Below are 18,913 nucleotides of genomic sequence, written 5' to 3'. Positions count from 1 at the left end.
TTGACACTGGATAACAAAGGCAGACGCGCTGCGTCGATTACGCGGGCGGTCGGAAGGCCTTGAGAATACCACGTAATTCCGGCTCCGCAACCAACCCCGCCGCCTTAGATGGCTTCATCCAGCGCAACTTGCGCAGGCCAGCCTCAGGGTAGGTTTTCTTGAGCTTTTTGACCCGCACCGGAAACACCGCCACAACCACGGGCACCGACTTGCCGCCCAGATCCTTGTGATAGGTGTAGATGCCCGCGCATTGGTCTGAGGTTTTGCCAACAACCCCCGCCTCTTCCCACGCTTCAGTGGCCGCAGCCTCCGCAGCAGTGGCGCCATTCATGGGCCACCCCTTGGGGATGATCCACCGTTTGGAGGTGCGCGAGGTGATCATCAACACCTCCAGCTTGCCCATATGCTCACGCCAACACAGCGCACCAAATTGCGTCCGCAATTCGCGCTTCTTGAGGCCCGACATATCGACGGGTTTCAGGACAATGTGTTTGGCGTCTGTCATAGTGATTGGGGACATAGCATAACTTGGGGGAGTATCAAACCTACACCTAGATGTAGTGCCCCTCATGGCTTGACACAACGACCAAGCTTTCTACCTCAACCCCAAAGGAGAAGCGGTCCATGGTTCGTTTACGTCACTTCATCTACGCCTTGCTGAGCGCGGTTTTATGCGGCCCCGCCGCCGCCTTCACGTTTACCGGGATTGAGGGCGACACTATCGATCTGGACGCCTTTCGCGGACAACCCGTCTTGGTCGTCAACACCGCCTCGCGCTGCGGCTTCACCCCCCAACTTGAGGCGCTACAAGCCCTGCACGAAGAGCTCGGCCCCAAGGGGTTGATCGTGCTCGCAGTCCCCTCCAACGATTTCAACCAAGAACTCGCAACAGCCAGCCAAGTGCAGGAATTCTGTGAGGTCCAATATGGGCTAACCCTGCCCATGACGGACATTACGCGCATTCGCGGCCCACAGGCACATCCCTTCTATCGCTGGCTCGCAGGCCAAGGCGCGGTTCCAAAGTGGAATTTCAACAAAGCCCTGATCGGCCCAGATGGTGACCTGATCAGCTTTCATCCCTCGCGCGTGCGCCCTGACAGCCAGAAGCTGTTGCGCGAAATCAAGGCCCTGATGCCAGAGTGACCCCACCCCTTTTCCTCGGCTCCGAAATTTACCGCGGCTCCAGCTACGGCGGCTGGCATCCCTTACGCATTCCCCGCGTCTCCACCGCGATGGACCTCAGCCGCGCGATGGGCTGGCTCCCGCGGGAGGTATATCTCACCTCCCCCCGCGCCAAGGCCAAGGCACTGGAAATCTGGCATACACCCGAATACCTCGCCGCCCTTCAACAGGCCGAAACCACAGGCATCGCAACGGATGAGATGAAGGCACGCCACGGGCTCGGAACCCACGCCAACCCCATCTACCCCGAGGTTTGGCGCCGTCCCGCCACCGCGGCCGGCGCGTCGCTTCTGGCAGGTGAGCTGCTCAAAGACGGAGGTACAATCTACCACCCCGGCGGCGGCACTCATCATGGCATGCCCGATCGGGCCAACGGCTTTTGCTACCTCAACGATCCGGTCCTCGCGATCTTGTCGCTCCGCCGCAATGGTGCACAACGCATCGCCTACCTCGACATCGATGCCCACCACATGGACGGCGTTGAACACGCCTTCGCCGACGACCCTGATACGCTCCTCATCTCAACCCACGAAGAAAAACGCTGGCCCTTCACCGGCGCGCTGGACGATGCGGGCATCGGCCAAACCTACAACCTCCCCCTTGCCCGCAATCTAAACGACAGCGAGATGGCCCATATCCTCGACCATCTCATCCTCCCACTGATCGAGCAAATGGCCCCAGACGCCCTCGTCCTACAATGCGGTGCAGACGCCGTAGAAGAGGACCCCCTTTCCCGCTTAACCCTATCAAACAACGCCCACTGGGCCATCATCCACGCCCTAAAGGATGCCGCCCCCCGCGTGCTGGTCCTAGGCGGCGGCGGCTACAACCCGTGGTCCGTGGGTCGGCTCTGGACAGGCGTTTGGGCCACACTCAGCGGCCATGATATCCCAGACCGCCTCCCCCCAAACGCCCAAGACGTCCTACGCGCCCTCAAATGGGACAATCACTCCCGCGGAAAATCGCCACCTGAGCACTGGTTCACCACATTGCGCGACGCCCCGCGCCCGGGCCCAATCCGCCCAGAAACCCAAGACCGCGTGGCCCATCTCGCGGCGCGCCCCCGCTTCTTTGGTTCTTAAATATCCAAAGTCCTAACGCCCCCGAATGCGCGGATCCAAAGCATCGCGCAAACCGTCGCCAACGTAGTTTACCGACAACACCGTCAAAGATATCGCAAGGCCCGGCCAAAACACCCGCTCTGGGTATTGCGTCAGGTAATCCACACCGTCGAACAACAACCGCCCCCACGTCGGAAAATCCGGCGGAAACCCTAACCCCAAAAAGGACAATGCACTCTCGGTGATAATGGCATTCGCAATGCCCAGCGTGGCCGACACCATGATCGGTGACATCACGTTGGGCAAAATATGGCGTGTGATCATCCGACGCGGCGGCGTCCCGATCGAGCGCGCTGCCAGTACGAACTCTCGCTCCTTCAATGCCAACACATCACCGCGCACAATGCGGGCAGTTTGCATCCATGACGTGATACCAATCGCACTGACCATCAGCACGAATATCCCACCTTCTGGGCCAAAGGCTGCGCTTAGCGGCTCTCGGAACAACAGGACCGTCACCAACAACAGCGGCATCAGCGGCAGCGCGAGGAACAGGTCCGTCAGCCGCATCAACACCCCATCGAGCCGCTTGAAGTAGCCCGCAATCACACCGACGAACGTCCCAATAATTACCGATAGGGCCATCGCCGTTAGCCCCACGCCCATCGACACGCGCCCCCCCGCAATCATCCGCGCAAAAATATCGCGCCCCAACTGGTCGGTCCCAAACGGATGCGCCCAACTCATTCCCTGATTGCGGGAACGGATGTTGGTCTTGGTCGGATCAATGTCCCACAGGAGCGGCCCAAACAGCACCAAGAACACGATCAACAAAAAGAAAAACGCCCCCACCAACGCGCCCTTATGAACCTTGAACTGGTCCCACACATCCCACCAATGATTGCGAGGCGGGCGCGCAGCCACACCCGGGATCGAGGGCTCAGTCATAGCGGATCCTCGGGTCCAGGATGCCATACAACACGTCTGCAAACAGGTTAAACAGCACGATCAGGACCGCGAAAATGAAGGTCAGCGTTTGCACCATCGGCAGGTCATTGGCCTGAATGGCGGTGATCAACAACTGCCCAATACCGTTCACCTTAAATACCTGCTCAGTGATGATCGCGCCGCCAAAAATAGCAGGAATGCCCAGCGCGATCACCGTCACCACAGGGATCATCGAATTGCGCAGCACGTGGACCATCACCACCGTCCGCTCCCCCATCCCCTTGGCGCGTGCGGTGCGCACATAGTCCTGCTCCAGATTGTCCAGCATAGACGCCCGCATGAACCTCGAAATCTGGGAGGTAATCTGTAGCGCGAGCACCATCACCGGCATAATCATCTGCTTCAATTGCACCACGAAGCTGTCCCAATCGACAACTTTGTGCGTTGTGTCATAGATCGACGGGAACCACCCAAGGTTCACCGCGAAAACCACAATCACCAACACCCCCGAAAAGAACGGCGGCACGGAATAGCCGACCATCGTGATGAACGTCCCCGCTTGGTCAAAGAACGAATACTGGCGATATGCAGAATAGATCCCGACCGGGATCGCGATCGCGATTGCCACCACATAGGCCGTCCCCACCACCCACAGCGTTTGAGGAATACGCTCTGCGATAATGTCGATAACGGGGCTGCGGCTTTGCCACGAGATCACGCGCAATTTGCCCTCGGCAAAGGTGGTGCCAAACATCTGATCAAACAGGTTCAGCGGCTCAATCCAGAAAAACTGCACAATCCATTTAAAGAACCGGATGTGCATCGGTTCACCAAGGCCCAGCGCAAGCCGCATCTGTTGCTTTACATCATCAGGCACCGTGAGCGGTACGTTCGACATCGGATCGCCCGGTGCCAGCTCTAGCAACAAAAAGATGATAAGCGCCGTGAACAGAAGTGTCGGCACGGCAAAGATCAATCGTCGGATCGTGAATGTCAGCATCTATACAGGCGCCTTTATTCAGGGTCGTTTGGGGCGGCGCAGAACGTATCCGCGCAACCCCGCTCAGGACTTATTCGCCGATGCGGTACCAATCGGCGATGTTCCAAATTTCACTGTCCCATACGTTCAGCTTCACACCGCCCAGCGTGTTGGCGTGGGCGGACAAACGCCCCCGGTGCACCAGCGGGATCATCCCACCGTTGCCCACGTACATATCGTTCAGCGCGCGGGCGATGGCGGCGCGCGCCTCGGCCCCTGCGGTGGTTTGCAGTTGCGCGTGCAGGGCGTCATATTCCGCCATGCAAAAGCGTGACATGTTCTCACCCTGCCATTGGGTTTCGGGCCGCGGAGCCTTGTCGCACAAACCATTGCCCAAATACGTCTGCGGATCGGTCCCGTTGAACGTGTTGGCGTACATATGAACGTCCGCATAGAACTTTTGCAGGGTATCAGGTGATCCCGCATCCCCCCCAAAGAACACAGAGCTAGATATGTTCCGCAACTCAACGCTCAGGCCGATTTCTTCCCACCATTCCTTGATCAGAGCCTGAAAATCCTGTCGCACCGCGTTGGTTGAGGTCTGGTACAAAATCTCCATCGGTCGGCCTGCGGGCGTTTCGCGCACACCGTCGCCATCGGTGTCGACGTAGCCCGCCGCCTCTAGCATGGCTTTGGCACCCTCAAGGTCCTGTGTATCACACGTGAAGGTGGTGGAATTCACAGCCGCCGGTGCCGCGATCCAGTTGCACGTCACGCGCCCGGCTTGTCCGTAGCCAATTTCCACCAACAACGGCCGGTCAATCGCCATCGACAGCGCAGTATAAACCGCAGGGTCCTGTAGGAACGGATGTGGCGCGTCAGCGGTGGATCGACGATCCCCAAGCGCGGGGTCAGGATCAGTTTGGTTTAGCATCAGACGCTCGACCAAAGGGCCAAAACCCGCGACCGGGGTGCCCAAGCCGCCAGCCTGCATGCCTGCAATTACCTCAGGCGCAAGTTGCAGGTTCCAGCCGTAGTCGAACTCACCGGTTTCCATCACAGCGCGGCCAGCGGCGGCTGCGTCACCGCCCCCCTTAAAGGTCACTGTGGCAAAGGCGGGTTTGCCCGCCTCGCGGTAGGATTCGTTCGCAGCCAGTGTGATCACGTCGTTGGTGCGGAATTCCGTCACCGTAAAAGGGCCGGTCCCGATGGGATTAAAATTCTGCTCCGTACAGGTAGAGGCCGCCGCCCCCATGCAATCAGCGAATTGAGCAGCCTGTAGGATTGGGCTTTCGACCCCAACAAACGGACCATAGGGAAAGGGCTTGGGCCCATCAAAGGTGACCACAACCGTCAGGTCATCCGGCGCCTCAACCGATTGCACACCCTCAAACTTCGTTCCATGCGCGCAGCCGCCGTCGGGGTTCATGCAGTATTCAGCCGTGAACTTCACGTCCCGCGCCGTAAACGCAGTGCCATCAGACCACACAATGCCCGGTTGGATTTTCCATGTGATCGTCGTCAAATCTTCGGACACACCGCCGTTTTCAACCGTCGGGATATCAGCGGCCAGCCAAGGCACCATTGTGCCGGTCTCATCATAGCGGGCCAGCGGCTCTAGCATCAGCGAGGCGGCCTCTACGTCCTTGGTGCCCGCAGACAAAAAGGGGTTCAGGATTGAGGGCGCCTGCCAATAAATGAGCGACAGGTTCCCATCGCGGCCACGCTCACCGCTGTGCCCATCCGCCAGTGTCATCGGCACACATAGCAAAGTCGCGGCAGCGCTTTGCAAAGCTGTTCTCATCATAATCGGTCTCCCGTACTGGTTCACAATGCTTTGGTCTTTCCGCCCTTAATTGACGGTCTCATAAAGGTGACAGGCCACAAAACGGCCCGGCGTCACCTCTCTAAAAATGGGGGCCTCGGTCTTGCACCGCGCCATCACCTGCGGGCACCGGGTGCAGAAATTGCAGCCCTTGGGTGGGTCGGCGGGCGATGGCACGTCACCACGCAAAATAATCCGTGACTGCGGGGTTTGGGCGCGTGCGGGGTCAGGCTCGGGCACCGCTGACAACAGGGCCTGCGTGTAGGGGTGCAGCGGGTTGTGATACAGCGCCTCACGCGGGGCCAGTTCCACCACCTGCCCTAGGTACATCACCGCCACGCGGTCGGCGATATGGCGCACCATGCTCAGATCGTGGCTGATGAACAGATAGGTCAGGCCCAGTTCGTCCTGCAACGTTTCCAACAGGTTCACCACCTGCGCCTGAATGGACACATCAAGGGCGGCAATCGGCTCATCGCAGACGATAAACTTGGGCTTCAGCGCCAGCGCTCGCGCGATCCCGATCCGCTGGCGTTGCCCCCCGGAAAACGCATGTGGATAGCGGTGCGCGAACTGCCGGTTCAGCCCGACCTGATCCATCAACTCATAGATACGGTCCAGCTTTTGCGCCTTGGACCAATCGGTGTGCTCATCCAACGGCTCACCGATAATGGCGGCGACAGTCATGCGCGGATTGAGGCTGGCCTGCGGGTCCTGAAACACCATCTGCATGGTTGGTCGCATACCCATCAGCGCGGATTGCGGAACATGTCCAATCTCACGTCCGTCAATGGTGATTGAGCCGCCCGTGATATCATACAGACGCAGCACCGCGCGCCCGCAGGTGGACTTGCCACACCCGCTTTCACCCACAAGGCCCAGTGTCTCACCGGCCATAATGTCAAAGCTGACCCCATCCACGGCCTTTACGCTGCCAACTTGCCGCCGAAACAGCCCCGCATAGATCGGAAAGTGCATTTTTAGGTCGCGGACCTGAACCAAGGCGGCACTCATGCGGGGCATCCCCCATAGCTTTGATGGCATGCAACATCGTGCCCGCCGCCGATGGCCCGCAGCACAGGATTTTCGCGGTCGCACTGCGCAGCCCGGTCCGCACATCGATCCCGAAAGCTGCATGCAGATGGCGCGCTGGTCAAAATCGGAGGCTGGCCCTCGATCACCTCCAACCGAGCCGCGCGCGCGCCGGTCACACTGGGCACCGTTTTCAACAACGCGCGGGTGTAGGGATGCTGCGGGTTGCCAAACACCTCCCGCACAGGGGCCTGTTCAACCACTTGGCCGCCGTACATCACCATCACACGGTCCGCGATACCAGCGATCACCCCCAAATCATGGGTGATCCAAATGATCGCCATACCCAGTTGCGCGCGCAAATCTTGGAGCAGTTCCAGGATCTGGGCTTGAATGGTGACATCCAACGCGGTGGTCGGCTCATCCGCGATCAACACCTTAGGCTCACACGCCAAGGCAATCGCAATCATCACGCGCTGGCGCATGCCGCCCGAAAACTGGTGCGGATAGTCGCGCAACCGCGCCGCCGCATCGGGAATGCCTACCAGCTCTAGCAGTTCAATCGACCGCGCACGGGCCGCGCGTTTGGTCATCCCCATGTGGCGGCGCAGTGGCTCTGCCAATTGGTAGCCCACCGTAAACACCGGGTTGAGCGAGGTCATCGGGTCTTGGAACACAAAGCCCACCTCGCCCCCGCGCACTTGGCGCATGCGCGCAGGGGATACCATCAGCAAGTTTTCGCCGTCCAACAGGACTTGACCCCGGCACACCCTAGCGGGAGGTGATGGCAACAGCCCAATCAGGGACATCATAGTAACGGATTTTCCCGAGCCGCTCTCGCCCACCACGCCCAGAACCTCTCCGGGGGCGAGACTAAAGCTGACATCGTTGACGGCATGTATTTCGCCGTCGCGCGTGTGAAATACGATCTCAAGGCCCAAAACCTCAAGAACGCGTCGCCCACCCTCGGGCATGTGCCACCCTCCCCCTGAATGGAGACATTGATCACCAAAAAAACTTTTGATGATTAACATATCAAAAGATTAACACACTTTGCGCGGCTCGCAATCCACCTTACCGCTGACCCCTCGCCTGAGGTGTCAAATCACTCAGTTGCGCTTGACCTTTGCGGGACCCCGCCACACTTTTCCGCAGCCGCAACATCCGGAGCCCCGATGCCAAACTCTTTGACCCCGCGCGAGATTCTCGAAACCCTTGTGGCGTTTCCAACCGTCAGCCGTGACAGCAACCTCGCCCTTGTGGACTGGGTTGAGGGGTATCTGGCAGATTTTGGCGTTACAGCGCATCGGGTCTACGACCAAACAGGGCGGAAGGCCGCGATCTATGCCCATATCGGACCTCAGGTGGAGGGCGGGATCATTTTGTCAGGCCACACAGATGTGGTGCCCGTCGATGGCCAAGAGTGGGACACCGATCCGTTTACCGTCACGGAACGGGACGATCGTTTGTACGGCCGCGGCACCTGCGACATGAAAGGGTTCAACGCACTGGCCCTCGCGATGGTGCCCTACGCACTGTCGCTTGACCTAAAGCGGCCCCTCCAAATCGCGCTCAGCTATGATGAGGAAATCGGCTGCGTCGGCGCACCGCACATGATTGCGGATATGGTGGACCGCCTGCCCAAAGCCGCCATCGCCCTGATCGGAGAGCCGACAAACATGCAGGTTGTGACCGGCCAAAAGGGCAGCGTCGGCTGGCAGGTCCATGTCCGCGGGCACGAGGTGCATTCGTCGATGATGCACGAAGGTGTCAGCGCAATCCTTGAAGGCGCGCACCTTTTGTCGTGGGTAAATGACACTAATGACCGCATCCGCGCGCAGACGCCATCGGTCCTTGCAGCTCCCTTCGACCCGCCCTTTTCCACGGCCCACACCGGCACCATCACCGGCGGCACGGCCCATAACATCACAGCCAAAGACTGCCGCTTTGGTATCGACGTGCGATTGGTGCCAGGCGAAGACGCCGCAAGCTATGAGGCCTCGCTTCGCGCGCGGGTCGCGCAGGTCGAGGCACGGATGAAAGCCATCCACCCCGATGCCGGCATCACCCTGACCCCGCAGTTCGACGTCCCGCCCCTTGCGCCCGAGCACAACGGACGGGCCGAGCAGATCATGCGCCAAGCCACCGGTGACAATGGCACCCATGCCGTCAGTTACGGCACAGAGGCAGGGCAGTTCCAAAACGCAGGGTATTCCGCCGTGATCTGTGGACCCGGCGACATCGCACAAGCCCACCAACCCAATGAGTATATCGAGCTCGCGCAATTCACCCGAGGTGAACAGGTTCTGCGCGCAGTGGTCGACATGTTGACCGTCAGTCCCTAATTATAAAGCCAAGCGCGCGACACACGCGGCCCTGACCCTCGAACAAGAGACCCCCGGATGCCCATCAAAAACCGCTTTGCCGAACTCCTGCCTGAAATCACCGAATGGCGTCAGGATTTCCACCGCAACCCTGAACTGCTGTTCGACACGCACCGCACCGCCGGGATCGTGGCTGACAAGCTGGCGGCATTTGGCTGTGATGAGGTCGTCACCGGCATCGGGCGGACGGGCGTGGTTGGCGTGATCAAGGGCAAGACCGACACAACCGGCAACGTCATCGGCCTACGCGCAGATATGGACGCGCTCCCGATCCTTGAGGAAACCGGGGTCGACTACGCTTCTACCACGCCGGGCAAAATGCACGCCTGTGGTCATGACGGACATACCGCCATGCTGCTGGGGGCCGCGAAATACCTGTCGGAGACGCGCAATTTCGACGGCACCGTCGTGGTCATTTTCCAGCCCGCCGAAGAGGGCGGCGGCGGGGGTCGCGAAATGGTCGAGGATGGCATGATGGAGCGGTTCAACATCAAAGAAGTCTACGGCATGCACAATTGGCCCAAACTGCCCATCGGCCAGTTCGCCATTCGCCCCGGCCCGTTCTTCGCTGCCACCGATCAGTTTGAGCTGATCGTTAAGGGACGAGGGGGGCACGCGGCCAAACCGAATGAGGCGATTGATACGACCCTTATCGCGTCGCATATCGTTGTGGCGCTGCAATCCATTGTCTCGCGCAACATCCATCCTGACGGCAACCTTGTGGTCTCCGTGACCTCCTTTGAAACCTCATCCAAGGCGTTCAACGTGCTGCCGCAAACCGTGCACATCAAAGGCACGATCCGCAGCATGGGCACCGAAATGCGCGCATTGGGCGAAACCCGTATGCGCGAGATTTCCGCAGGCATCGCGGCGACCTATGGAGGCACGGTCGAGGTGATCTTTCACCCCGGCTATCCCGCGACCGTCAACAGCCCCGAGCAGACGGAATTCGCAGCCGAAGTCGCGCGCGCCGTGTCCGGCGACTGCCAAGACGCCGAGATCACAATGGGCGGTGAGGATTTTTCCTACATGCTCGAAAAACGCCCCGGTGCTTATATCCTGGTAGGCAACGGCGACACGGCAGACGTCCACCACCCCAAGTACAATTTCAGCGATGAGACGATCCCGGCGGGCTGCTCCTACTGGGCTGAGATCGTGGAACGGCGGATGCCAGCCGCCTAGGCTTTGGCCACCGTTGCGAGCCGCGCGCCGTAGGTCCGCGCACTCAGCAAATCGCCCTGCGCCACTGCCCCTTTTGCGGGGGCCGTGGCAGTAGGTCCGAATGAGCCGCCGACCCAGTTTTGCTCAGCCGGAGTGCTGTTTTCCAACTGCGCCGGCAATTGTCCAAGGCTGACCCACATCATCCCGTGTTGCGCAGCCAATGTCGCAAGATACAGCATCACGGTGCCCTTGTCGCCGTTGGGACTGCCCGCGCAGGTAAAGCCCCCTGCGATCTTGTCCAACCACGCCCGATCCAACCAGCGCAGCCCACTGTCATCGGCCATCCGTTTGAACTGCCACGCAGGCCCGCCCATATGCGTGGCCGTACCAAAGATGATCGCGTCGGCGGCATCAAGCGCCGCCCAATCGTCAGCAGACAGCGTCCCATCCGCGGCAATTGGGATGCGCAGGACATCAACCCCGGCAACCGTTTCAGCGCCCTCCGCCACCGCTGCCGCGATCAGAGCCGTGTTCCCGGTCTGTGAATAATAGACGATGGCCAGCCGTGTCATATGTTCCCCCTTAGCGGATGCAGCCTCAACAGCGCATGAAAAAAGGCGGCCCGCAAGCCGCCTTTCATTCCGTACATAGATCAGATGCTCTAGTCGATCATCGGGATCAGCTTGTCGATGGATGCCTTCGCATCACCGTAGAACATCCGCGTGTTGTCCTTAAAGAACAGCGGGTTCTCAATGCCCGAATACCCGGTACCCTGACCACGTTTGGATACGAACACCTGCTTGGCCTTCCAGCATTCCAGAACCGGCATACCGGCGATGGGGCTGTTGGGATCGTCCTGCGCAGCAGGGTTCACGATGTCGTTGGAACCGATCACGATGGCAACGTCCGTCTCGGGGAAGTCGTCGTTGATCTCATCCATTTCGAGCACGATGTCGTAGGGCACTTTGGCCTCTGCGAGCAGCACGTTCATGTGGCCTGGCAAGCGACCCGCAACGGGGTGGATCGCGAAACGGACGTTCTTGCCTTTGGCGCGCAGCTTGCGGGTCAACTCGGCCACGCCTTGCTGGGCCTGAGCCACAGCCATGCCGTAGCCGGGGATGATCACGATGCTATCCGCCTCGTTCAGGGCTGTTGCCACGCCGTCGGCGTCAATCGCAACTTGCTCACCCTCAACGGCCATTTGCTCACCTGCGGGGCCACCAAAGCCGCCCAAGATCACAGAAACGAACGAACGGTTCATCGCCTTACACATGATGTACGACAGGATCGCCCCGGAAGAGCCAACCAACGCACCCACGACGATCAGTAGATCGTTGCCAAGCGAGAAGCCAATCGCAGCCGCAGCCCAACCGGAGTAGGAGTTCAGCATCGACACAACCACCGGCATGTCGGCGCCGCCGATACCCATGATCAGGTGATAACCGATGAACAGGCCCAGCAGCGTCAGAACGACCAGCGTCCATGTGCCAGCGCCGCCCAGATACATCGCCGTCAGCAGCAGCGAACCACCCGCAGCCGCGATGTTGAGCATGTGACCACCGGGCAGCTTTTTCGCCGCCGAGTCCACTTTGCCCGCCAGTTTGCCGTAGGCAATGACCGAGCCCGTGAACGTCACCGCACCGATCCAAACGCCAAGCACCAGCTCAACCCGCAGGATACCGACCTCAACAGCTGTCTTTTTCGCCAGAAGGTTTGCAAATGTGCCGAACTCAGCCGCCACAAGTGCCGGCACCTTTTGTCCGTACTCAAGCGCTGGGAACGGCAGGTCTGCTGCCATCATCGCCGCAGCCACCCGGCCCAGCTCGATCTCGGCGTTGAAGCCGACAAACACAGCCGCCAAACCCACGAGCGAGTGCATGATCGCAACCAGCTCGGGCATTTGGGTCATCTGCACTTTGGTCGCAAGTTGGTAGCCAACTGCACCGCCCAAAGCGATCAGGATGATCGACAGCGCCGCAAGGCCCTGACCCGGTCCAGCGATCGTTGCGAAAATCGCGATCCCCATGCCGACAATGCCGTACCACACCGCGCGCTTTGCGCTTTCTTGTCCCGAGAGCCCGCCAAGCGACAGGATAAAGAGGACACCCGCAACCGCGTAGGCTGCAATCGTAAATCCGAAGTCCATTTCCCTCGTCTCCTTAAGATTTCTGGAACATGGCGAGCATGCGCCGTGTCACGAGGAAGCCGCCAAAGATGTTGATCGAGGCCATAAAGACCCCCAACGCGGCGAGTATTGTAATCAGCACGCTGCTCGACCCGATCTGGATCAGAGCCCCCAAGATCACGATCGACGAGATCGCGTTGGTCACCGCCATGAGCGGTGTGTGCAGGCTGTGTGCGACGTTCCAGATCACCTGGAAGCCGATGAACACAGACAGAATGAACACGATAAAGTGCTGCATAAAGCTCGCGGGTGCGATCAGACCGACACCCAGAACCAAGGCTCCACCAACCGCCAACAGGGTCACCTGTTGTTTGGTCTGTGCTTGGAAGTCGGCCATTTCTTGGGCGCGACGCTCCTCTGGGGTCAGCTCTTTGGGCTTTTCTTTCTTTTGCACCGCGATTGCGGCCACTTTTGGTGGCGGCGGTGGGAAGGTGATGTCGCCTTCAAACGTGACGGTCGCGCCACGGATCACATCGTCTTCCATGTTGTGTACAACTTGACCATCCTTTTCGGGGGTCAGGTCAGTCATCATGTGACGGATGTTGTTGCCATAAAGCGTCGAGGCCTGCGTCGCCATCCGCGATGGGAAGTCGGTGTAGCCGATAATGATCACGCCGTTGTCGGTGACAACGCGCTCGTCCATCTTGGTCAGCTCACAGTTGCCGCCCTTTTCAGCCGCAAGGTCCACGATGACGGAGCCCGGCTTCATCATTTCGACCATGTCTTTGGTCCAAAGGATCGGCGCGGCGCGGTTCGGGATCAGCGCGGTGGTGATCACGATGTCCATGTCTGGCGCGATCTCACGGAACTTCTCAAGCTGCTTGGCTTGGAATTCGGGGCTAGAGGGCGGCGCATAGCCACCTGTCTCGGCACCATCAGGCAATTCACTATCTTCGAACTCAAGGAAGACGAACTCCGCCCCCATGGATTCGATCTGCTCAGCCACTTCGGGGCGCACGTCAAACGCGTAGGTGATCGCACCAAGGCTGGTCGATGTCCCGATCGCCGCAAGACCCGCAACGCCCGCACCCACAACCAAAACCTTGGCGGGGGGGACTTTACCGGCGGCTGTCACCTGACCGGTGAAGAAGCGGCCAAAGTTGTTGCCTGCCTCGATCACGGCCCGGTAGCCGGCGATGTTGGCCATAGACGACAGCGCGTCCATTTTCTGGGCGCGTGAAATCCGCGGAACCATGTCCATCGCGATCACGTTGGCGCCCTTGCTTTTCGCAAGTTCCATCAGCGCCTCGTTGGCGGCTGGATAGAAGAACGAAATCAGCGTCTGGCCTTTGGTCAGGCGCTTGGCTTCTGCGTCGCTTGGGGGGCGGACCTTGGCCACCACATCTGCCGCTTTGAACAGCGCCGCGGCGGTTTTGACCACCTCTACGTCTGCTGCCGTATAAGCCGCATCCGAGAACCCGGCGGCTTCGCCTGCCTTGCTCTCGATGACCACATCATAGCCAAGCTTTTGCAAAGCTTTGGCGCTGTCGGGCGTGATCGCAACGCGCGACTCGCCCTCAAATATCTCTTTCGGTGCCCCGATTTTCACGTTTCCGTCCCCTCATGACAAAGCGCGCACGTCACGCATCTCTGGATTGGTAGACGGGCCTTAACACCACACAGGCAGCCAGTTCAACGGCTTGCCAGACGCGAAATGGACGCTACGGCACTTTGGCCAACTCGGTGTTTTTGCGCGAAATGTCCCTGATCCCACAAGAATCCCACAAGGCGTTAGCGCAACCGAGATGAGCGAAATCATATCATTTTAAGGCCTTAGGGCCGGGTTATGCATTGAATACATATGTATACCGTTTTGTCATGCACCCCACGCATGGGTGAATCCACCCATTCCACTGCGACACTTTTTCATGTTCTGCCGTGGCTTGTGGGCAACAAAGTTCCAATTGCTGCACCACAGCATACCAATGTATTCCCATAAATGCCTTTGCGGCCTCACTTTTTTGCACTACCTCCAAGGCAACAGCACGAAAGCTTTTCCTTTATGTCTCCGCTCCAAGACCACCCCAATCGTTACGCTCTGGCCAATGAACTGCACGCGCGGCCGTTCCCGTCCCTCCGCGCCCCCTGTCAGGCAGCGTACCTTGCCATCAAACAGCCCCGAGAGGCCGCCAACCGGGACCGCGCCGCAGACCGCGCGCACCTGCTGGATCTGTTGGATCGCTACGGCACGTCGCACCCCGCACCCGAGGATACGCACTTTTTCGGACAGATCGGTCGCTATCACCTTAAGTGGGAAAGCCACACGGAGTTCGTGACTTACACCATCTTCGGCGACATCCCCGAAGGCCCCGCCTTTGACGCCGGCGGCTTCAACGTCTTTCCCGAGGATTGGCTGGAAAATGCCCCCGGCGCGCGCATCACGTCCTGCCTGATCCGGGTCGAAGAACGCCCTGACGATGAAACCGACATCAGCAAACAGTTCGATACTTGGTTTGTGCCCGAAAGCCTCGCGGCCTCCAACGTGCTGGACGAAAGCGCGGTCATCGCGACCGATTTCCGCATTGATACCAGCGGGCACATGCGGATGGCGGCCTTTGTCAGCCCCGACACCGGGATGCGTCGGATTGGCCGGGTCATCCAGCGCCTGTGTGAGATTGAGACCTATAAATCCATGGCGATGCTGTGCCTGCCCAAAGCCCGCCGTCTGGGCGCACAACTGGGCGACATGGATCAAACGCTGTCCAAGCTGGTTGAGGACATGCGCAACCCCGACGCCCAATCAGTGGATACGCTAGATGGACTGCTGGAAATCGCGTCAGAGCTGGAAACCATGCTCGCCCGGTCCGCGTTTCGGTTTGGCGCGCGCGGTGCCTATGAGGCGCTGGTCAATCAGCGCATCGCCGTCCTACGCGAAGAACGCTATGGCGGCCGCCAGACATTCGCGGAATTCATGATGCGCCGGTTTGACCCCGCAATGCGCACGTGTGTGTCAGTCGAACGTCGGATGGAGACGATGGCCGAACGCGCCCGCCGTGCAGGTGATCTGCTGGGCACACGGGTGAACGTCGAACGCTCTGAGCAGAACCAAAAACTGCTCGAAAGCATGGATGAACGCGCTGCCCTCCAACTGCGCCTGCAAAAAACGGTTGAGGGGCTGTCCGTCGTCGCGATCAGCTATTACGCGCTGAACCTTGTGGGTTACATGCTCTATCCCGTCGCCTCACCCTTTGGGTTAAGCAAGGAATGGGTGTTCGGCTTGGCGGTCGTGCCCGTAGTCATCCTTGTGTGGATGATGGTCGCACGTATCCGCAAATCGATGGAAAGCTAGCCGCCCGTGTGGCTCATGTGGCGGGTCATTTGCCCGTCCGCCTTCTGCCGGGAATAGTCGAAATCATGGCCCTTGGGTTTGCGCTCAATCGCGGCCCGAATGGCGGCCTCTAAGGGCGCATTGCTGTCCGGATCAGCCCGCAGCGGCGCGCGCAGATCGGCCATATCCTCTTGCCCGAGGCACATGTACAACTCACCCGTGCAGGTCAGGCGCACGCGGTTACAGCTTTCGCAAAAATTGTGGGTCAGCGGCGTGATAAAACCGATCTTCTGCTGGGTTTCCTCCAGCCGCACATACCGCGCAGGCCCGCCCGAACGCTCGGCCAGATCGCTAAGCGTGAACCGCTCTGCAAGCCGGCCGCGCAAATCCTTGAGCGACCAATATTGATCCAACCGATCCTCGTTGCCGAGATCACCCATCGGCATGACCTCGATAAAGGTCAAGTCCATATCCCGCTCTGCACACCAATCCACGATTGTGTTCAGTTCGTCCTCATTAAACCCCTTCAAGGCCACGGCATTGATCTTGACCCGGAGGCCCGCTTTTTGTGCGGCATCAATGCCGTTCAACACCTGAGACAAACGTCCCCAGCGCGTGACCTTGGCGAATTTCTCATCATCCAGCGTATCCAGCGACACGTTGATGCGCCGCACCCCCGCCGCATACAGATCGCCTGCGTATTTCTGCAACTGGCTGCCGTTCGTTGTCAGCGTCAACTCCTTGAGCGTCCCCGCCTCCAGATGCCGCGACATCTGGTTGAAAAACGTCATGATCCCCTTGCGCACCAACGGCTCACCACCAGTAATCCGCAGCTTTTCAACGCCAAGTCCGATGAACGTCGAACACATGCGGTCCAACTCCTCGAGAGTCAAAAGCTCCTTCTTCGGCAGGAACGTCATGTGTTCAGACATGCAATACACACACCGGAAATCACAGCGATCAGTGACAGAGACGCGCAGATACGAAATCGGGCGCTGGAACGGGTCGATCAGGGGGGCTACGTTGCTCATTGCGAAACTCTATGTGCAGGTTGCAAAGCCTGCAAGAGGTTAACATGCGTCAAAGGGGAGGAAACGGAATGCAGCGCAACTCAAACGTGCGAGGGCCATCAATGGCTGATGCGAGCCGCGCAAACCCGCGCACCATCCAGACGCTGCAATCGTGGGATGCGATGCGCGAGGCATTCGTCTGGAACGTGCCCGATATATTCAACATCGCCGAGGCGTGTTGCGACCGCTGGGCCGCCCTTGCGCCCGATCAAATCGCACTGATCGAACACACGCCACAGGGCCGCGTCGAATGGAGCTACCGCGCGCTCAAAGACGCCTCAGACCGGCTCGCCGGGGCTCTTCGCGCCCGCGGGTTTGAGCGTGGCGATCGGCTCGGCATCTTGCTACCGCAATGCGCAGCCACCCTGATCGCACATTTCGCTACCCACAAGTTGGGCGGCATCTCATTGCCTTTGTTCACTTTATTTGGCCCCGATGCACTGGCCTACCGGTTGCGCGATAGCGGGGCCGCGGCCCTGATCACCCATCCTGCCGAGCTTGAAAAACTGGCGGGCCTGGACCTGCCCGCACTGCACACAATCATCACGACAGAACCCGCACCCGGCGCACTGTCCCTTGAGGACGCTCTTGAACACGCGCCCCTTCCCAGCCCTGTTCAGACCTCTGCCGAAGACCCTGCCGTGATGATCTATACTTCGGGCACGACCGGCGCCCCCAAGGGCGTGCTGCACGCGCACCGATTTTTGATCGGCCACATGCCCAGCGTCGAGTGCCACCACGAGGGGTTCCCGCAAGCGGGCGACAAAGGCTGGACACCCGCCGATTGGGCGTGGATCGGCGGGTTAATGGATATGGCCCTACCCTGCCTGTATCACGGCGTGCCGCTGGTCGCGTTGCGAATGGCAAAGTTTGATGCCGAACGCGCGTGGGCTCTTATCGCAGACGAAGGCATTCGCAACTTGTTCTTGCCGCCCACAGCCCTCAAGTTGATGCGCGCTGCCCCGCGACCAACGGACCTGAACATCCGCACCATCGGCTCAGGCGGTGAGGCGCTCGGCCCGGACCTTCTCGAATGGTCGAAACGCGAATTAGGCGTCGCGATCAACGAATTCTACGGCCAGACGGAATGTAACCTCGTGCTCGCTTCCTGCGCGGGAACGATGCCGCAAAAACCCGGCTCCATGGGGCGGGCAGTTCCGGGGTTTGACGTTTCAATCCGCGGGCCCGAGGGCGCGCTGCCGAACGGCACAGTGGGTGAGATTTGCATCCGCACACCAAACCCCTGCCAATTCCTGAACTACTGGAACCTACCCGAAAAAACCGCCCAAAAGGTGCGCGATGGATGGCTATACACCGGCGATCTCGGCGTCATGGACGACGATGGCTACGTAACCTTTGCCGCGCGCGATGATGACGTAATCACCTCATCGGGCTACCGCATCGGCCCGTCCGAGATTGAGACTTGCTTATCCGCACACCCCGACGTCACGATGGCCGCCGTGGTCGGCCTGCCTGACCCGGCCCGCACCGAGGCCGTGACCGCCTTCATCACCTGCCCCACCGACGCACGAGACATCGAGGCCACCCTCATCGCCCACGTAAAGTCCCGACTTTCCCCGCATCTAGCACCGCGGCGGGTCATCATCCTAGACGCCCTGCCAATGACCGCGACCGGCAAAATCCAACGCCGCGTCCTGCGCGACCACTACGCCACGCTCTACACCGATTAACCTTTCTGCACCTGCAACATGGCGCTGGACGGCGCAGGGCGAAGCGGACTAGCCTCAATATGAATGCGTCTCACCCCAAAAGTGACCGCGCTCTTTTCTGCCTAAGGGCCAAGAACGACTGAGGATT

The 18,913-nt window shown here is 59.7% G+C and carries 16 protein-coding genes; 6 read left to right on the top strand and 10 right to left on the bottom strand.

Annotated elements, in window-relative coordinates; all coding sequences use genetic code 11:
- Positions 1 to 37: 37 nt before the first annotated feature.
- Positions 38 to 520 carry an NUDIX hydrolase gene (locus THS5294_RS17660; protein WP_233486510.1) on the bottom strand — a complete coding sequence of 161 codons (483 nt, stop codon included), beginning with the start codon at positions 518 to 520 and terminating at the stop codon, positions 38 to 40.
- 104 nt (positions 521 to 624) lie between these two features.
- Here THS5294_RS17660 and THS5294_RS17655 point away from each other — a divergent pair, with 104 nt between their 5' ends.
- Together THS5294_RS17655 and THS5294_RS17650 are read left to right on the top strand one after the other, a co-directional pair.
- Positions 625 to 1,143: a glutathione peroxidase gene (locus THS5294_RS17655; protein ID WP_058124743.1), complete on the top strand. Its 519-nt coding sequence runs from the start codon at positions 625 to 627 to the stop codon at positions 1,141 to 1,143.
- A complete protein-coding gene (locus THS5294_RS17650) occupies positions 1,140 to 2,264 on the top strand; it encodes an acetoin utilization protein AcuC (RefSeq protein WP_058124742.1) in 1,125 nt (374 codons plus the stop codon). Before THS5294_RS17655 ends, THS5294_RS17650 begins: the two co-directional genes overlap by 4 nt.
- 12 nt (positions 2,265 to 2,276) lie before the next feature.
- Here the strand turns inward: THS5294_RS17650 and THS5294_RS17645 are convergent, their stop codons facing one another.
- The 5 genes from THS5294_RS17645 to THS5294_RS17625 form a co-directional block, all read right to left on the bottom strand.
- Positions 2,277 to 3,191: an ABC transporter permease gene (locus THS5294_RS17645; protein ID WP_058124741.1), complete on the bottom strand. Its 915-nt coding sequence runs from the start codon at positions 3,189 to 3,191 to the stop codon at positions 2,277 to 2,279.
- On the bottom strand, positions 3,184 to 4,191 hold the full coding sequence (locus THS5294_RS17640; protein ID WP_058124740.1) for an ABC transporter permease: 1,008 nt from the start codon (positions 4,189 to 4,191) through the stop codon (positions 3,184 to 3,186). Before THS5294_RS17640 ends, THS5294_RS17645 begins: the two co-directional genes overlap by 8 nt.
- 70 nt (positions 4,192 to 4,261) lie before the next feature.
- Complete coding sequence (locus THS5294_RS17635) at positions 4,262 to 5,926, bottom strand: peptide ABC transporter substrate-binding protein (RefSeq protein ID WP_058124812.1); 1,665 nt, start codon at positions 5,924 to 5,926, stop codon at positions 4,262 to 4,264.
- Between the two features lie 96 nt (positions 5,927 to 6,022).
- Positions 6,023 to 7,009 carry an ABC transporter ATP-binding protein gene (locus THS5294_RS17630; protein ID WP_158508612.1) on the bottom strand — a complete coding sequence of 329 codons (987 nt, stop codon included), beginning with the start codon at positions 7,007 to 7,009 and terminating at the stop codon, positions 6,023 to 6,025.
- On the bottom strand, positions 7,006 to 8,001 hold the full coding sequence (locus THS5294_RS17625) for an ABC transporter ATP-binding protein (RefSeq protein WP_058124738.1): 996 nt from the start codon (positions 7,999 to 8,001) through the stop codon (positions 7,006 to 7,008). The genes THS5294_RS17630 and THS5294_RS17625 overlap by 4 nt, the downstream gene beginning before the upstream one ends.
- Before the next feature lie 201 nt (positions 8,002 to 8,202).
- Between THS5294_RS17625 and argE the strand changes: the two genes are divergently transcribed.
- Positions 8,203 to 9,372 (top strand): acetylornithine deacetylase, encoded by a 1,170-nt coding sequence (gene argE / locus THS5294_RS17620; RefSeq protein WP_058124737.1) that lies wholly within the window; start codon positions 8,203 to 8,205, stop codon positions 9,370 to 9,372.
- 57 nt (positions 9,373 to 9,429) lie between these two features.
- A complete protein-coding gene (locus THS5294_RS17615; RefSeq protein ID WP_058124736.1) occupies positions 9,430 to 10,593 on the top strand; it encodes a M20 aminoacylase family protein in 1,164 nt (387 codons plus the stop codon).
- Here the strand turns inward: THS5294_RS17615 and THS5294_RS17610 are convergent.
- From THS5294_RS17610 to THS5294_RS17600, 3 genes are all read right to left on the bottom strand, one after another.
- Positions 10,590 to 11,144, bottom strand: coding sequence for a flavodoxin family protein (locus tag THS5294_RS17610; protein ID WP_058124735.1), 555 nt, complete (start codon positions 11,142 to 11,144; stop codon positions 10,590 to 10,592). The two genes, THS5294_RS17615 and THS5294_RS17610, sit on opposite strands and share 4 nt — an antisense overlap.
- 89 nt (positions 11,145 to 11,233) lie before the next feature.
- Positions 11,234 to 12,718 (bottom strand): NAD(P)(+) transhydrogenase (Re/Si-specific) subunit beta, encoded by a 1,485-nt coding sequence (locus THS5294_RS17605; RefSeq protein ID WP_038004969.1) that lies wholly within the window; start codon positions 12,716 to 12,718, stop codon positions 11,234 to 11,236.
- A gap of 13 nt (positions 12,719 to 12,731) precedes the next feature.
- Positions 12,732 to 14,306 carry a Re/Si-specific NAD(P)(+) transhydrogenase subunit alpha gene (locus tag THS5294_RS17600; RefSeq protein WP_038004968.1) on the bottom strand — a complete coding sequence of 525 codons (1,575 nt, stop codon included), beginning with the start codon at positions 14,304 to 14,306 and terminating at the stop codon, positions 12,732 to 12,734.
- 453 nt (positions 14,307 to 14,759) lie between these two features.
- On the opposite strand from THS5294_RS17600, the gene THS5294_RS17595 reads away from it, so the two are divergent.
- On the top strand, positions 14,760 to 16,046 hold the full coding sequence (locus tag THS5294_RS17595) for a DUF3422 family protein (RefSeq protein WP_058124734.1): 1,287 nt from the start codon (positions 14,760 to 14,762) through the stop codon (positions 16,044 to 16,046).
- Here THS5294_RS17595 and moaA read toward each other — a convergent pair.
- Positions 16,043 to 17,056, bottom strand: coding sequence for a GTP 3',8-cyclase MoaA (moaA, locus tag THS5294_RS17590; RefSeq protein ID WP_038004966.1), 1,014 nt, complete (start codon positions 17,054 to 17,056; stop codon positions 16,043 to 16,045). The genes THS5294_RS17595 and moaA overlap by 4 nt on opposite strands.
- A gap of 161 nt (positions 17,057 to 17,217) precedes the next feature.
- On the opposite strand from moaA, the gene THS5294_RS17585 reads away from it, so the two are divergent.
- Positions 17,218 to 18,786, top strand: a complete 1,569-nt coding sequence (locus THS5294_RS17585) for an AMP-binding protein (RefSeq protein WP_058124811.1) — start codon at positions 17,218 to 17,220, stop codon at positions 18,784 to 18,786.
- The last annotated feature ends 127 nt before the right edge of the window (positions 18,787 to 18,913 follow it).

The sequence above is a fragment of the Thalassobacter stenotrophicus genome, from assembly GCF_001458315.1.
GTDB classification, from domain to species: domain Bacteria; phylum Pseudomonadota; class Alphaproteobacteria; order Rhodobacterales; family Rhodobacteraceae; genus Thalassobacter; species Thalassobacter stenotrophicus.
The sequence above is the reverse complement of the archived record's forward strand: the minus strand, read 5'-3'. Positions and strand labels throughout refer to the sequence as shown.

Excerpts from the sequence above, each read along its gene's own strand:
- THS5294_RS17660 (WP_233486510.1), bottom strand. The coding sequence starts at position 520 with ATGTCCCCAATCACTATGACAGACGCCAAACACATTGTCCTGAAACCC.
- THS5294_RS17655 (WP_058124743.1), top strand. The coding sequence starts at position 625 with ATGGTTCGTTTACGTCACTTCATCTACGCCTTGCTGAGCGCGGTTTTA.
- THS5294_RS17645 (WP_058124741.1), bottom strand. The coding sequence starts at position 3,191 with ATGACTGAGCCCTCGATCCCGGGTGTGGCTGCGCGCCCGCCTCGCAAT.
- THS5294_RS17640 (WP_058124740.1), bottom strand. The coding sequence starts at position 4,191 with ATGCTGACATTCACGATCCGACGATTGATCTTTGCCGTGCCGACACTT.
- THS5294_RS17635 (WP_058124812.1), bottom strand. The coding sequence starts at position 5,926 with ATGACACTGGCGGATGGGCACAGCGGTGAGCGTGGCCGCGATGGGAAC.
- THS5294_RS17630 (WP_158508612.1), bottom strand. The coding sequence starts at position 7,009 with ATGAGTGCCGCCTTGGTTCAGGTCCGCGACCTAAAAATGCACTTTCCG.
- THS5294_RS17625 (WP_058124738.1), bottom strand. The coding sequence starts at position 8,001 with ATGCCCGAGGGTGGGCGACGCGTTCTTGAGGTTTTGGGCCTTGAGATC.
- argE (WP_058124737.1), top strand. The coding sequence starts at position 8,203 with ATGCCAAACTCTTTGACCCCGCGCGAGATTCTCGAAACCCTTGTGGCG.
- THS5294_RS17615 (WP_058124736.1), top strand. The coding sequence starts at position 9,430 with ATGCCCATCAAAAACCGCTTTGCCGAACTCCTGCCTGAAATCACCGAA.
- THS5294_RS17610 (WP_058124735.1), bottom strand. The coding sequence starts at position 11,144 with ATGACACGGCTGGCCATCGTCTATTATTCACAGACCGGGAACACGGCT.
- THS5294_RS17605 (WP_038004969.1), bottom strand. The coding sequence starts at position 12,718 with ATGGACTTCGGATTTACGATTGCAGCCTACGCGGTTGCGGGTGTCCTC.
- THS5294_RS17595 (WP_058124734.1), top strand. The coding sequence starts at position 14,760 with ATGTCTCCGCTCCAAGACCACCCCAATCGTTACGCTCTGGCCAATGAA.
- moaA (WP_038004966.1), bottom strand. The coding sequence starts at position 17,056 with ATGAGCAACGTAGCCCCCCTGATCGACCCGTTCCAGCGCCCGATTTCG.
- THS5294_RS17585 (WP_058124811.1), top strand. The coding sequence starts at position 17,218 with ATGCGCGAGGCATTCGTCTGGAACGTGCCCGATATATTCAACATCGCC.